Source organism: Bacillus sp. FSL H8-0534, from assembly GCF_038005885.1.
In the GTDB taxonomy this organism is placed as follows: domain Bacteria; phylum Bacillota; class Bacilli; order Bacillales; family Bacillaceae_G; genus Bacillus_A; species Bacillus_A pseudomycoides.
Genome location: NZ_JBBOUC010000001.1, coordinates 1,587,691 through 1,601,066, shown reverse-complemented (window position 1 = coordinate 1,601,066; position 13,376 = coordinate 1,587,691). Strand labels below are relative to the sequence as shown.

Genomic DNA, 13,376 nt, shown 5'->3' with positions numbered 1-13,376 from the left:
TCCCCTGCCTTTTTTATTTTATCCCGCTATTCACGGACAGTAATACTCTCGCTGATTAAAGTTTCAATTTATTGTGATGCAGATGTTTTTAATAAACGAGTATATGTTTTATAAGCTGTAGCAATTGATATAACGGAACCAATTAAAAATAGGATCGCACTACCAAGCGTAAATAATCGGCCAACATATGTTTCTTGGGCTTCTTGTAGTTCTGCTTGTTGTTCTGTATTCATGTGTATCCCCCCTAGATGAATAGGCATTTTGTTTTAGTTTATGTAAAATGCCTATAAAGTGTTAAAAATAATTTTGGGGACAAAACCATTGCTTTCGGGATAAATAGAAGACTCGGTATGTACCGAGTCTTCTATTTATCCGCCAGTAAAACCCATGCCTCAAAATTTCCACATGCGGAGGAAAAAACAATGATTAAAGTTTCACTTTATAATCCGATATAACTAGAAGGATCAACTGCATTTGTTTTACCCACGTTCCATTCGCCAATATGAAGTTCAAAATGTAAATGTTGTCCGAAAGATTGACCGGTGTTTCCCATAAATCCTAATTGTTGACCTTGTTTTACAGTTTGTCCATTAGATACAGAACGGCTGCTCATATGAGCATATACTGTTGTATAAGTTTTTCCGTTTATACGATGTGATAAGTAAACGACGTTTCCATAACTGGATGATAATTCGGAACGAATAACAACACCGTCTGCAGCGGCGATAATTGGAACTGTTCCAGCGGCTGCGATATCAATGCCTTTATGATTATCTAGGGAACGAGCGCCGAATCCAGAAGTTTTTGAACCAGCGGCTGGCTTAATAAATCCACCTTTGTTCGTATCTTGCGGTGTTGGTGCAGATTGTTTTTTTGCGTCCTCTGCCTTGCGTGCCTCTTCAGCTTTACGAGCTTTTTCCGCTCGTTTTTCTTCTTCAATTGCTTTTTGAACCGCTTGTCGTTGATTTTCTAAAATGCTTTTCGATTCTTCTAATCCCTCAATCTCAGAATCTACTTTGGATACTTTCGTATGTAAATCGTTAATGAGCGCTTGTTGCTGCTGTTGATTCGCTTGCAATTCTTGTTGCTTATGTTCTAATTTTTGTTTGGATTCCTCTAATTGCTGTTCCTTTTTCTCAACAGCCTCTTTTTCTGCTGTTACAGCCTCTTGATCACTTGTTTGTTTTTTTACAATATCGGTATCATTATTTAAAATCAAACTTACGGAATATATATTGTCAACAAGATCTGCGATGTTATTTGAATTTGTTAACACTTCCGTAATGATATTTGTGCGAGGTTTTTCTTGCATAGATTGCAGTCGTTGTTTAATGACATCTTGACGTGTATCTATGTTGATTTGTAATTGCTCAATATGTTTCTTTTTCTCAGCAATGACTTGTTGAGTCTTGCTAATTTCTTTCTTTGTATCATTTAAATCAGCTTCATTTTTATTAATAGAAATAGTTAGTTCATCAATCTTTTTTTGTAATTCTTGTATTTCTTTTTCAATTTGTTCTTTCTCTGCTGATTTATTTTGTAAGTCGCTTTGTTGTCCTTCTAATTCTGATTCAATTGTAGATAATTTATCTTGATTTGTTTCCGCGTGTACTGGTGAAAGTAACGGAGAAACAAAAATAGTTCCTGCTGCTAAAACGCTGAAAGTTGCAAATTTTTTCATTGTTGTCTAGCTCCTTTCCCTATGAATGTATATATCATAAGAAGAAGAAGGGTGTCTATTGTTGTAATCATACTGTAAAGAAAATTTTATAAAATTGCTAAGTATTGTCGGAATTAAGAATATTTTAGGAGAGTTTGTCGTCTAATTGTAAAGTTGAAATTGGTATTAAGAATCGAATTTTTTAATTTTAGCAGCACATAAAATGAATAAAAATGATTTCATTTTACACAATAAAGCTTTGTTTTAAAATCTATAAGTGAATAGTGAGGAATCGTTCTCATGTTAGGTTTTCTGACATGAGTTTTATTTTTGTCAAGAAAATTATTTGTATTCACACAAATTTATTTTGTTGTCAGATTTCATTTTTTGATTTATGATTTTTAACAGGGACAAAATGTAGTGAATTGTCGAATAATATGTAATACTCTTAATTTCTTAGTTTCATAGAACAAGAGAAGGGGAGAGTTAATGCATCTAAGAAGGGGGTTGCAGCAAGTATGAAAAGGATAGGACTTGCATGGCAAATTTTAATAGGTCTTGCGCTTGGTATTGCAGTTGGGGCAATTTTTTATGGCGATAGCACAGTGGTAGGATACTTAAAACCAATTGGTGATATTTTCATCCGATTAATTAAAATGATTGTTGTACCAATCGTCGTAGCGAGCATCATTGTTGGGGTTGCAGGAGTTGGTGATGTTAAAAAGCTAGGTCGATTAGGCGGAAAGACAATTATTTACTTCGAAATTATTACAACGATTGCGATTGTTGTTGGCCTACTGGTAGCGAATATTTTTCAACCAGGAAAAGGCGTGAATATGGATCAATTAACAAAGACTGATATTTCTAAATATGCAGAAACGACAGCTCAAGTGCAAAGTCATTCGTTTGCAGATACATTTGTAAATATCGTTCCGACGAATATTATGAAATCATTGGTTGATGGCGATATGCTTGCCATTATTTTCTTCTCTGTACTATTTGGTTTAGGAGTTGCGGCGGTTGGTGAAAGAGGACGACCGGTTCTTCAATTTTTCCAAGGCGTAGCAGATGCAATGTTTTACGTAACAAACCAAGTTATGAAGTTCGCACCATTTGGTGTATTCGCATTAATCGGTGTTACAGTTTCTACATTTGGTTTAGCTTCATTAATTCCGTTAGGGAAATTAGTAATCGTCGTTTATGGATCCATGATTTTCTTCGTCGTAGTTGTATTAGGACTTACGGCAAAATTATTCAGGATTAATATTTTCCAATTCTTCAAAATTTTAAAAGATGAGCTGATTTTAGCGTATTCTACTGCGAGCTCAGAAACGGTTTTACCGAAACTGATGGAGAAAATGGAGAAATTCGGTTGTCCGAAAGCAATTACATCTTTCGTTATTCCAACTGGTTACTCGTTTAACTTAGATGGATCGACGCTATACCAAGCGATTGCGGCAATTTTCTTAGCGCAAATGTACGGTATTGATTTATCCATTACACAACAAATTACATTATTACTTGTATTAATGGTTACATCTAAAGGGATTGCCGGTGTACCAGGAGTATCATTCGTTGTACTATTAGCGACACTTGGTACAGTAGGTATTCCAGCAGAAGGTTTAGCATTTATCGCAGGTATTGACCGTATTTTAGATATGGCTCGTACAGCAGTTAACGTTGTAGGTAACTCTTTAGCAGCTGTTGTTATGTCTAAGTGGGAAGGTCAATATGACGATGCAAAAGGACAAGCCTATTTAAAAGAGATTTCAGAGAAACAAGCAGCGTAATAATTGTCGTAAAAGCCCTCACATAAGATGTGGGGGCTTTTTTGCATAGTAAAGGAGAGAGAATAATGAAACGGAAATACGGAGATGGTTCGTCCTGGGAACGGCTAATAGAGAAAACATATGAAGTGAAGATCATAGAGCAAGGAATGTTAGGGATACTGCATACGCCCAAAGTGACAGAGCCTAGTTACAAGCAATATAATAATCAAGAACTTTGCATTGTAAATGATGGATACACATGGGTGCAGTATTTTATAAATGATAAGAACTTTGCGATTACAGCTATGCTCGATGAAAAGAAGAACTTAGTGCAGTATTATATTGATGTGGCAAAAAAATTTAGAATAGATGGGCGAGGTATGCCCTATTTCGACGATTTATATTTGGATGTAGTGTTATTACCTAACGGTGAGGTATATTTACTGGATGAAGATGAATTAGAAGAAGCGTATATAGCTGGAGATATTTCTGAAGAAGAACATAATGTAGCGTGGGATACGGCCAAATGGCTTATGGAGGAAATTGAAAAAGAAAAGCTTCCTTGGATTGCAATTTTAGAAAAAGAAATTCAAAAATTAAAATGACTATTTTCCTTTCTTTATGCTGATTTATTCGTGTTTTTGTATAAATATCAAAAAAATACCAACTGTTTTTATACAAATAATAATTGACTTTTGATTTGTAAGCGAGTAAAGTTAGGAAAGAAATTATTATTAAAAATAAAATATGAAACCTTCTTATAAAGAGAGGCGGAGGGACTGGCCCTACGATGCCTCGGCAGCGGACTCACGATGGAGTGCTGTGCCAAATCCAGCAAGCATGTGCTTGAAAGATGAGGAGAGTGTTTCTTATAGAATTATAAGACCTCTTCTTTTCGGAAGAGGTCTTTTGTTATTGAATAGAAAAGGTTTAGAAATAGTTTAGAAATAGGGAGAGATGTTATTTTGAAACAAACGAGAGGGAATGGTTTGGCGTTATTACCGCTTGGAATATTTTTGGGGCTATTTATTGGTTCTGGCATTATTACAGGTGATTTCTATAAATTGCCGATACTTGTTGCGATTTTAATAGCTGTAGGAACAGCGTTAGTGATGAATCGTAAGGAAAGCTTTACAGTGAAAGTTGAACGGTTTGCCAAAGGGGCTGGTAATCCGGATATTATGATTATGGTGTTGATTTTTGTACTTGCTGGTGCGTTTTCTGAAACAGCAAAAGGAATGGGTGGAGTTGACTCTACAGTTAATTTAGCACTGTCTATTTTACCGCAAGGGTTTATCGTTGCTGGGATTTTTGTTATAGGGGCCTTTATTTCACTAGCGATGGGAACTTCGATGGGAACTATTGCAGCGTTAGCACCAATTGCTGTAGGGATTAGCCAGCAAACAGATATTTCTATTGCGTTAACGATGGCAACAGTTGTCGGTGGGGCAATGTTTGGTGACAATCTATCATTTATTTCTGACACGACAATTGCAGCTGTTCGTTCGCAAGGAACAGAAATGAAAGATAAGTTTAAAACGAACTTTTTAATTGTACTGCCAGCTGCAATTATAACGATTGTACTATTAGTAGTTATTACATTAGGGAATCATACAGAAATTAAAGCTCATATGTTTGATTGGGTGAAAATTTTACCATACGCAGGTGTACTTGTTACAGCGTTGCTTGGATGGAATGTGCTCATCGTATTAACAGGTGGAACTGTATTATCTGGCATTATCGGCCTAATAGATGGAAGTTATACATTAGCGAGTTTCTTTAAAAGTGTAACGACTGGCATTGGCGGTATGATGGAGTTAGTATTACTAGCAATTTTAATCGGTGGAATGGTTGAACTCATTCAATATAATGGTGGTATTCAATATTTAATGGATATATTAACACGTAATATTCGTTCGAAAAAAGGCGCGGAGTTTGGAATCGCCGGTTTAGTGAGTATGACGAATATGTGTACAGCGAATAACACAATTTCTATTATTTTCACAGGACCGCTTGCAAAAAATATTGCCGATCAATATGAAATTGATCCACGAAAATCAGCGAGTGTGTTAGATCTTTTCTCTTGCTGCATACAAGGATTAATTCCGTACGGTGCACAAATGTTAACAGCAGCAGGATTTGCCGCATTATCTCCAATTGAACTGTTACCATATGCGTTTTATCCAATTTTAGTTGGAGTATGTGGTATAGTCTCCATTTTAATTGGTTTTCCGCGGTTTTCGAAGGTAGCGGAAAAAAAAGAATATCATAAAACAGCGTAAAGAAGAGGATGTCTTATATAAGGCATCCTCTTTTCTTTATGAAGCGTATATACGCTTTGTTTAACTTTATATGCATATTAATGTAGGGCTGACCCGGAATAGGTCTTAAGTCTGATTCGAAAACGGTTCTTAAGCTCGTTATGGAAAGTCAAAAAAATAGTTAAGATAAGAGTATCAAATCGAAGGGAGGCAAGCACAAGATGAAACAATTTTTAGCGTTTATCGCGGCCGGTATTTTGGCTTTGATTGCTCTTGGTAGTCTTGCTGGTATTGTAGGATTCGCAATTGGAGCAGGGATTGTGTACTGGAGCTATAAATCATTTGTGCGAGCACAATCATTTTTTGGAAAGTTAGTTTGGGGTATTGGCGGTTTAATCGGCTTGTCAATTGCCCTTTCCCATTCCCCAGCATTAATCGGTATCGTAGCATTAGTAGTTCTATACTATGGATACCGTGAGTGGAAAAAAGAAAAAGATGTAGTAGTTGATTCTGCTTCAGAAGGCTCTAAACGATATAGCAACTTTGAAGATGAGTGGAACAAGTTAATGAAAAACTAATATAAAACAATTTAAATCATAAAGTAGAAGAGAGGAAGATTATAATGAAACAATCTTTATTCGGACGTGTACGCGATGCAATTTTAGCAGATTTTCATAATGTTTTAGATGAGAAAGAAAGAAAAAATCCAATCGCTATGTTAAATCAATATTTACGCGATAGCGAGCGTGAAGTAACAAAAATTGAAAAATTAATTCAGCGTCATAAAACACTAAAATCTAATTTTGCTCGTGAACTTGAGCAGGCTCGTTATTTCGTAAATAAGCGATCAAAACAGGCGATAATTGCACAAGAAGCAGGGGAAATGCAATTGCATGAACGTGCATTAGAAGAAGTAGCATATTATGAAGGGCAAGTAGCTCGACTAGAAGAAATGTATGCAGGTGTAGTGGAGCAAATCGATGAGTTAGAACGACGTCTTTCTGAAATGAAAAATAAACTAAAAGAAATGAATGCAAAGCGTATGGAATTAATGGCACGTGAAAACATGGCTCATGCGAACCGTCGCATGAATACAGCTCTTCATAAAATGGATGAGAACAACCCATTCTTACGATTTGAAGAAATTGAAGATCACATTCGTGATTTAGAACTTCGCATGAATGAAGATCATGAGCGTGATACATTTGATATGAAAATTGCAAAGCTTGAGCGTGAAATGAAAGAAAAGGATGAAGTATCCTTAACAAAAGAAGTAACAAAATAATTGTAGTACATTATAAAACGAGCTTATGATATAGTGATAGAAGAAAAGGTGTTGGAAAGCAATACCTTTTTCTTCTATTTATATGTGACAAGAAGGAGGGGAGCTGAAATGAAGAAACAATTTTCAAAATCACAACTAGTGGGGATGCTCCTCATCATATTTGGATTTGGTCTTTTTCTTGATATGATTCTCGGACATTTTGAACCGGGTGCTCTTATTTTTGCATTTATTATGATTATGTTCGGAAGACATTATCGGAAAAAGAATCGCTATGTGAGAGGTAATGTGTTTTTATTTGTCGGAGGACTTATTTTTTTATTCTTCCTGTTTTCATCAGCAGCCTTCGTACTTGTTGTAGTTACTTGCTTAGCTTTCATCGGTTATCAGCTTATACAAGGACAGCAGAAGCCAAAAACTGTACAGGTAGAAATTAAGGAAAAAGGATATATAGATGAAGAAAAACAAATCTATCGTACAGAACCATATCTTAAAAATATGATGGTAGGTAACGTAAGAATGATGGATCATATTTATGAATTAGAGGATATTAATGTCCAGTACGGAGTCGGTGATGTTGAAATTGACTTGACGACGGCGATGATTCCTGAAGGAGAAACGGTTATCGTTATTCGTGGCGTTATTGGTAACATTCGTTTGTATGTTCCGTACGATATTGAATTATCTTTAAATCATTCTGTTATTGTTGGTAGAGTATTACTTCCAGGACATGAAGAGACAGGATTTAATCGAAATGTTACATTCAAAACAGAACAGTATAGGGAAGCTCCTCGGCGTATTAAAATAATTTCTTCGCTTGTCGTAGGCGATACGGAAGTGAGGAAAGTATAATGAAAAAGCAAAAGAATATTTCATGGATGTATATTCGTTACTCTATGTTATCTTCTGTTAGTATTGCAATTATTTGTACGATTGTATATGTATGGAAAAGTAGAGAAGATGTATACGATTTATTGTGGAAAGAATCCATTGCTTCTGTTCCAATTAGCTTGTTCATTATGAGCACAAGTCTTCTTATTGGAGGAATTGTTGGATATGCAATTGGTTACTATATGCAGCAGCGTATTCAAGGTTTAAATACTTTTTTATTTGAAGTAGAGCGAGGTAATTTTCCAAAAGACGTTTCGTTTACTGCAGAGGATGAATTTCATGAAGTAGAGAGAAAGGTAATTGCGCTTGCTAAGCGATTAGAGGAACAAGCCGGATTATTTCAAAAAGTAACGAATGAACGAGCTCATTGGAATGAAGAGATGAGACAAGAAGCTATTTCTCAAGAAAGGCATCGATTAGCTAGAGAACTGCATGATTCAGTGAGTCAGCAGCTTTTTGCAATGTCTATGATGATGTCAGCTATTAATGAACAGGTGGCTCAAATTCCAGAAACAACAAAAAAGCAATTGCAGCTTGTGGAAAATATGGTCGTAAATGCACAATCAGAAATGAGAGCATTGCTGCTTCATTTACGTCCTGTACAACTTGAAGGTAAAAAATTAACAGAAGGTATAGAAGAGTTACTAACAGAGCTTTCAAGAAAACAGCATATGAAAATTGAATGGTTGATTGAGCCAATTCAATTGAAAAAAGGTGTGGAAGATCATTTATTCCGTATTGTGCAAGAAGCTTTATCCAATACGTTACGGCATGCGAAGGCAAAGAAAACAGAAGTTCGTCTTCGTCAAATCGATCAATATGCAATTTTAAAAATCATTGATGATGGTGTTGGGTTTGAAGTAGGTGTCAATAAAGCTGGATCATATGGTCTGAGGTCTATTCAAGAGCGTGTTCATGAAATTGGTGGAACACTAAAGGTACTAAGTTTTCCGAATAAAGGTACACAAATTGAAGTGAAAGTACCAATTATAATAGAGAGAGAGGGGGAGTAGCATGATTAAAGTACTGCTTGTAGATGATCATGAAATGGTGCGGATGGGTGTATCAGCGTATTTATCAACTCAGCCGGATATCGAAGTGGTTGGCGAAGCTGAAAATGGGAGAAAAGGTTCAGAATTAGCATTAGCATTAAAGCCAGATATTATTTTAATGGATCTTGTTATGGATGAAATGGATGGTGTTGAGGCAACGCGTGCCATTATTCAAGAATGGCCGGAAGCAAAAATAGTTGTCGTGACAAGTTTTTTAGACGATGAAAAACTATATCCTGTTATTGAAGCAGGTGCAACGAGCTATTTATTAAAAACATCAAGAGCGAGCGATATCGCAGATGCAGTACGAGCGACTTATGATGGGGAAACAGTACTTGAGCCGAAAGTTACTGGGAAAATGATGTCCCGTATGCGTCAAAAGAAAGAACAGCCACTTCATGAAGATTTAACAGAACGAGAGTTTGAAATCTTATTATTAATTGCAGAGGGAAAGAGTAATCAAGAAATTGCGGATGAGTTATTTATTGCATTAAAAACCGTAAAGACACATGTAAGTAATATATTAAACAAGTTGAATGTAAGCGATCGTACACAGGCTGTTATTTATGCATTTCGACATCAATTAACGAAATAAAATGTGGCTTCCACTGTATATGACTTGTTTCATTGGTGGAAGTTGCCTTTATTTCGCTATTTACGGGCAGTAAGATCTCCACCTCAAAATTCAGTGAAAGCAAAGAGGCTAGGGGTGGAGCAACTGCCCGTAAAAGCCCGATTGGTGAGAGTTAATAATCAGTGGGGGATGAAGAAAACCCCACTGATTAAAGTTTTACGTTATTGATGCATTCATTTGTAAGCGTTATCATTCGATTAGAAATAGTACATATAAAGGGGGAGATTGTGTATGTTAGTTCAAACAGTATTTGAAATGGGTAAAAATAAAAAGTTAGGAAACTACGTGAATGCATTGCAAGCACTTAAGGTGCAATACGATATTGAAACAGGTTGTATTGCGATAATTGAAGCGACAGAAGAATATTATTTATTTCTAGTAAAACAAACAGATTGCTATGATGTTGTGAAAGTAGAAACAGTTGATACAAACCTTGAGTATTATACGAAAGCGTATAAAATAAGTAGTTTCAATCATACTTCCTACCAAGTGTGAAAAACTCCCTTAATCGGGAGTTTTTCACTAAGACACTTTAGGTTCAGAAGGAGTTTCAGTTAGTGGTATTGGTTTTGTGCTCTTTAATTTTGCGACTACAAGCCCGATTGTTGCTCCAGCAATCGCTGGTAATAACCAACCAATTCCTTCATTATAAAATGGAATGAATTCAAAGTAAGAGGTAATGAATGTAACAGATACATTTCCTTGCTTTAGCCCATCAAACATACTTATTACTGCAGCCCCGATTAAAGCACCAACATAAACAGAACGGTAACCACCAAAGTACTTATGGAGTAATGATAATAGTACGAGTACGATAGCAATTGGATATACAACTAGTAAAATTGGAACAGAGATTGCAATGATTTTTGTTAAGCCTAGGTTTGCTACTAGAAGTCCTAATACACAAATGATACCTGCTATTCCTTTGTAAGAAAATTTTGTAAATAATGTTGAGAAATATTGGCTACATGCTGATACAAGTCCAACGCATGTTGTTAAACAAGCCAGTGTAACGATAACCGCTAATAAGGCAAGGCCATATGGGCCGAATAACTGTTGTACAATAACAGTTAGTAATTGACCGCCATTTTTTGCATATCCAAGTGAAACACTAGTTACACCTAGCCAGCCAAGTGCTCCATATACGAGTACGAGCCCTGTAGCTGCAATAAGTCCTGCTTTTGTCGTTGCAATTGCAACAGCTTTACGATCTTCTACACCTTTTGAGCGAATTGCATTCACGACGATAATCCCAAATGCAAGTGCCGAGATTGTATCCATTGTTAAATATCCTTCCATAAATCCTTTGAAAATAGGAGAAGTTTGATACTCTTGCATCGCTGGACCTGAATTTCCAAGTGGTGTGAAAACACTTTTTGCAAACAATAAGAAAATAGAGAATAGTAAAATAGGTGTTAGCACATTTCCGATACGATCAACGAGTTTAGAAGGATTTAAGCTAAGCCAAAATACGATAGTGAAAAAAATGACCGTATATATAAATAAGGATAAGCTACTAGTACGAATTGTTTCTGGTAAGAAAGAACTAACACCCATTTCGTAAGCGACGTTAGCGACACGTGGAATTCCCATGGAAGGGCCAATTGCAATATATACAACTACTGTAAATAAAATTCCAAATAAAGGGTGGACATGACTTGCAAGTTGTTGCATTCCATTTCCTGAAAGAGAGATTGCAATAACAGTTAATAACGGTAAGCCAACTCCTGTTAGTAAAAACCCGAGCATTGCTGGCCAGAAGTTTTCACCAGCGTTTTGTCCAAGCATTGGAGGGAAAATTAAATTACCTGCTCCAAAAAATAAAGAAAATAGCATAAGACCTGTGAAAAAAACATGTTTTTTTGATACAGTGTTCATTGTGTTTCCTCCTTTTATAAAAATTCATTCGTAAGAACACAAAAAACTCGCCCCTTAAAAAGGGACGAGTTATATTTACCCGCGATACCACCCTAGTTCATACACGTAGAAATACATCTATATGTATGCGGCTTTGCAACGTACAACATGATACGTGTTCCTTGTAACGGGGGACGACCGGTAAGAACTTACTACATCCTTCGGTTCTACTTCTCGGAGATGATTTTCGGTTACGAGCTGTACGTTGGCTTTCAGCAAGATGCCAACTCTCTGGGGAACAGCTTTATATAACGTACTCGTTCTCGTCAATGAATTTTGTTCAAGTATTCTGACAGTATTTTTACATGTTTTTTTCATAAAGTCAATAGATTTTCTGTAAAAAATTTTGAGGGAGTGTATCTATATGAGAAATAGAACGAATAAAATTTGCAAAAGCTTCCTGATCTGTCGGGCCTTCGGAGCGATTTCTGCCCTCTTTAAATGTCAAAAATTTATCTCCTCCATTTGCTAAGAAAGAATTGACTACTACAGAGTATATTTGATCATCGCGTAATGGTGTTCCGTCATCTAATGAAATTGTTTGGACGATGTTATTTTTCCAACTATAACGAATCCCTGAAATTTGTAGCATGCGAGTTTCTTCTTTCCATTGCTCTTGCAAGACGTTTCGAATTTCTTTTCCAGACAAATACATTTTAATTAATTTGTTGCCGAATGGTTGTATGAGGAAGGTATCTTCCCATGTAATTGTTCCTTTTTTTAAATTATGCCGGATGCTCCCAGGATTTACAAAAGCAATATCCGCCTGCATAGTTTGGCGCTGGGCTATTGCGAGAACTGTTCCTAAATTTGATTGGCCGTGTTCATTTTGATTACGAGTTAACTCATGGTCCGTTATTCCGAGTTGTTCCTCTACTTTAGATTGGATTTTTGAGGCGTAAGAATCTATCCAGTTTCTTGTGTGTAAATCAGGAGAAATTGCATTTTGATAGACAGGGACAATTGTTGCCGCTTTTTTCGTAATATCTTTCGTTTTACGATTTAATGTAAAGGTGACGTTTGAAAATGCTTTTCCGTATGAGTAGGCTTGAACAAGCAATTTGCCGTTCACATTTCCATTTATATAGGAGTGGGTATGGCCACCAAAAATGATATCAACATCAGGATCTATTTGATTAGCTAAATCAGCTAAAGGTCCATTTGTATTACTTTCTGTCGTATTACCACCTAGGTGGGCAAGAATAACAAATGCATGAATGCCTTTCTTTTGTAGTTGATACACATAAAGATTAATCGAAGAAGCTTCATCTAAAAAACGAATAGAAGACATATCGTTGTACATTGTTAAAAAAGGAGTATCGTTTGTAGAAACGCCGATGAAGGCGATTGGAATCCCATCAATCCATTTAATTATATAGGGGGGGAAGAGTGGTTGATTCGTTTCACTGTATACAATATTTGCGGATATATAAGGAAAGGAGCTACCTGAAAATGAACTTGTTTGTGTAACGGATTCGCCATTAATTAGTTGTTGCAGAGCAATGGGACCCCTATCGAACTCATGGTTTCCTATTGTACCAACATCAAATTGAAGATTATTTAAAAACTCCATCGTTGGTTCATCATGAAAAAGTGCTGAAATCGGAGGACTCCCACCAATCATATCTCCTGTATGAACAAGTAAGGTGTTAGGGTTTTTATCGCGGTAGGATTGAATGTAAGCAGATATGTAATCAGCACGCCCTACAGCTTTATCGTGCAACGCTGAAGTCGTATTTAATTGGCCGTGGAAATCATTGAGGCCGAGAATTTGCACGGATACGTCGGTAGGTGGAGAAGAAGGGGATAGAAAAGAAAAAATTAGTTTGATAAGAAAAGGGAGTAATAAGAAATAGTTCATATTGACACTCCTCAATTAAAATTATTTTAGGGTGTGGATTTTTACTTAC

At 36.2% G+C, this 13,376-nt stretch carries 13 protein-coding genes, 1 riboswitch and 1 other annotated feature; of the genes, 9 read left to right on the top strand and 4 right to left on the bottom strand.

Going from position 1 to position 13,376, the window contains the following annotated elements; genetic code table 11:
* Positions 1 to 68: 68 nt before the first annotated feature.
* Both MHH71_RS08410 and MHH71_RS08405 read right to left on the bottom strand, forming a co-directional pair.
* Entirely contained in the window at positions 69 to 233 is a 165-nt protein-coding gene (locus MHH71_RS08410; protein ID WP_006094174.1) for a hypothetical protein, read from the bottom strand.
* Positions 234 to 439: 206 nt separating this feature from the next.
* Positions 440 to 1,681 carry a murein hydrolase activator EnvC family protein gene (locus MHH71_RS08405; protein WP_006094176.1) on the bottom strand — a complete coding sequence of 414 codons (1,242 nt, stop codon included), beginning with the start codon at positions 1,679 to 1,681 and terminating at the stop codon, positions 440 to 442.
* Positions 1,682 to 2,178: 497 nt separating this feature from the next.
* Here MHH71_RS08405 and gltP point away from each other — a divergent pair, with 497 nt between their 5' ends.
* The 9 genes from gltP (at position 2,179) to MHH71_RS08360 (ending at position 10,044) form a co-directional block, all read left to right on the top strand.
* Complete coding sequence (gene gltP / locus MHH71_RS08400; protein ID WP_003196226.1) at positions 2,179 to 3,450, top strand: glutamate/aspartate:proton symporter GltP; 1,272 nt, start codon at positions 2,179 to 2,181, stop codon at positions 3,448 to 3,450.
* 65 nt (positions 3,451 to 3,515) lie between these two features.
* A complete protein-coding gene (locus MHH71_RS08395; protein WP_018781009.1) occupies positions 3,516 to 4,034 on the top strand; it encodes a DUF402 domain-containing protein in 519 nt (172 codons plus the stop codon).
* A 150-nt stretch (positions 4,035 to 4,184) separates the two neighbouring features.
* Positions 4,185 to 4,289, top strand: a riboswitch (SAM riboswitch).
* Between the two features lie 105 nt (positions 4,290 to 4,394).
* On the top strand, positions 4,395 to 5,711 hold the full coding sequence (locus MHH71_RS08390; protein WP_006094179.1) for a Na+/H+ antiporter NhaC family protein: 1,317 nt from the start codon (positions 4,395 to 4,397) through the stop codon (positions 5,709 to 5,711).
* A 200-nt stretch (positions 5,712 to 5,911) separates the two neighbouring features.
* Positions 5,912 to 6,268, top strand: coding sequence for a lmo0954 family membrane protein (locus tag MHH71_RS08385; RefSeq protein ID WP_006094181.1), 357 nt, complete (start codon positions 5,912 to 5,914; stop codon positions 6,266 to 6,268).
* A gap of 44 nt (positions 6,269 to 6,312) precedes the next feature.
* The gene (locus MHH71_RS08380) at positions 6,313 to 6,975 is read left to right on the top strand and encodes a PspA/IM30 family protein (protein ID WP_003196232.1); all 663 of its coding nucleotides are present in this window, start codon (positions 6,313 to 6,315) and stop codon (positions 6,973 to 6,975) included.
* Between the two features lie 108 nt (positions 6,976 to 7,083).
* A complete protein-coding gene (gene liaF, locus MHH71_RS08375; RefSeq protein ID WP_016114031.1) occupies positions 7,084 to 7,824 on the top strand; it encodes a cell wall-active antibiotics response protein LiaF in 741 nt (246 codons plus the stop codon).
* Positions 7,824 to 8,876 (top strand): sensor histidine kinase, encoded by a 1,053-nt coding sequence (locus MHH71_RS08370; RefSeq protein ID WP_003196236.1) that lies wholly within the window; start codon positions 7,824 to 7,826, stop codon positions 8,874 to 8,876. The genes liaF and MHH71_RS08370 overlap by 1 nt, the downstream gene beginning before the upstream one ends.
* Position 8,877: 1 nt before the next feature.
* Positions 8,878 to 9,510, top strand: a complete 633-nt coding sequence (locus MHH71_RS08365) for a response regulator (RefSeq protein WP_003196238.1) — start codon at positions 8,878 to 8,880, stop codon at positions 9,508 to 9,510.
* Between the two features lie 270 nt (positions 9,511 to 9,780).
* Positions 9,781 to 10,044 carry a DUF3992 domain-containing protein gene (locus MHH71_RS08360; protein WP_003196240.1) on the top strand — a complete coding sequence of 88 codons (264 nt, stop codon included), beginning with the start codon at positions 9,781 to 9,783 and terminating at the stop codon, positions 10,042 to 10,044.
* A 27-nt stretch (positions 10,045 to 10,071) separates the two neighbouring features.
* On the opposite strand, the gene brnQ3 is transcribed toward MHH71_RS08360, so the two are convergent.
* A complete protein-coding gene (gene brnQ3, locus MHH71_RS08355; protein ID WP_006094185.1) occupies positions 10,072 to 11,427 on the bottom strand; it encodes a branched-chain amino acid transport system II carrier protein BrnQ3 in 1,356 nt (451 codons plus the stop codon).
* Between the two features lie 57 nt (positions 11,428 to 11,484).
* Positions 11,485 to 11,745: a binding site (T-box leader), on the bottom strand.
* A gap of 43 nt (positions 11,746 to 11,788) precedes the next feature.
* Positions 11,789 to 13,327: a bifunctional metallophosphatase/5'-nucleotidase gene (locus MHH71_RS08350; RefSeq protein WP_018764232.1), complete on the bottom strand. Its 1,539-nt coding sequence runs from the start codon at positions 13,325 to 13,327 to the stop codon at positions 11,789 to 11,791.
* Positions 13,328 to 13,376 lie beyond the last annotated feature (49 nt).

What these genes read in the sequence shown, in the direction of transcription:
- MHH71_RS08410 (WP_006094174.1), bottom strand. Translation starts at nt 233, where the DNA reads ATGAATACAGAACAACAAGCAGAACTACAAGAAGCCCAAGAAACATAT.
- MHH71_RS08405 (WP_006094176.1), bottom strand. Translation starts at nt 1,681, where the DNA reads ATGAAAAAATTTGCAACTTTCAGCGTTTTAGCAGCAGGAACTATTTTT.
- gltP (WP_003196226.1), top strand. Translation starts at nt 2,179, where the DNA reads ATGAAAAGGATAGGACTTGCATGGCAAATTTTAATAGGTCTTGCGCTT.
- MHH71_RS08395 (WP_018781009.1), top strand. Translation starts at nt 3,516, where the DNA reads ATGAAACGGAAATACGGAGATGGTTCGTCCTGGGAACGGCTAATAGAG.
- MHH71_RS08385 (WP_006094181.1), top strand. Translation starts at nt 5,912, where the DNA reads ATGAAACAATTTTTAGCGTTTATCGCGGCCGGTATTTTGGCTTTGATT.
- MHH71_RS08380 (WP_003196232.1), top strand. Translation starts at nt 6,313, where the DNA reads ATGAAACAATCTTTATTCGGACGTGTACGCGATGCAATTTTAGCAGAT.
- liaF (WP_016114031.1), top strand. Translation starts at nt 7,084, where the DNA reads ATGAAGAAACAATTTTCAAAATCACAACTAGTGGGGATGCTCCTCATC.
- MHH71_RS08370 (WP_003196236.1), top strand. Translation starts at nt 7,824, where the DNA reads ATGAAAAAGCAAAAGAATATTTCATGGATGTATATTCGTTACTCTATG.
- MHH71_RS08365 (WP_003196238.1), top strand. Translation starts at nt 8,878, where the DNA reads ATGATTAAAGTACTGCTTGTAGATGATCATGAAATGGTGCGGATGGGT.
- MHH71_RS08360 (WP_003196240.1), top strand. Translation starts at nt 9,781, where the DNA reads ATGTTAGTTCAAACAGTATTTGAAATGGGTAAAAATAAAAAGTTAGGA.
- brnQ3 (WP_006094185.1), bottom strand. Translation starts at nt 11,427, where the DNA reads ATGAACACTGTATCAAAAAAACATGTTTTTTTCACAGGTCTTATGCTA.
- MHH71_RS08350 (WP_018764232.1), bottom strand. Translation starts at nt 13,327, where the DNA reads ATGAACTATTTCTTATTACTCCCTTTTCTTATCAAACTAATTTTTTCT.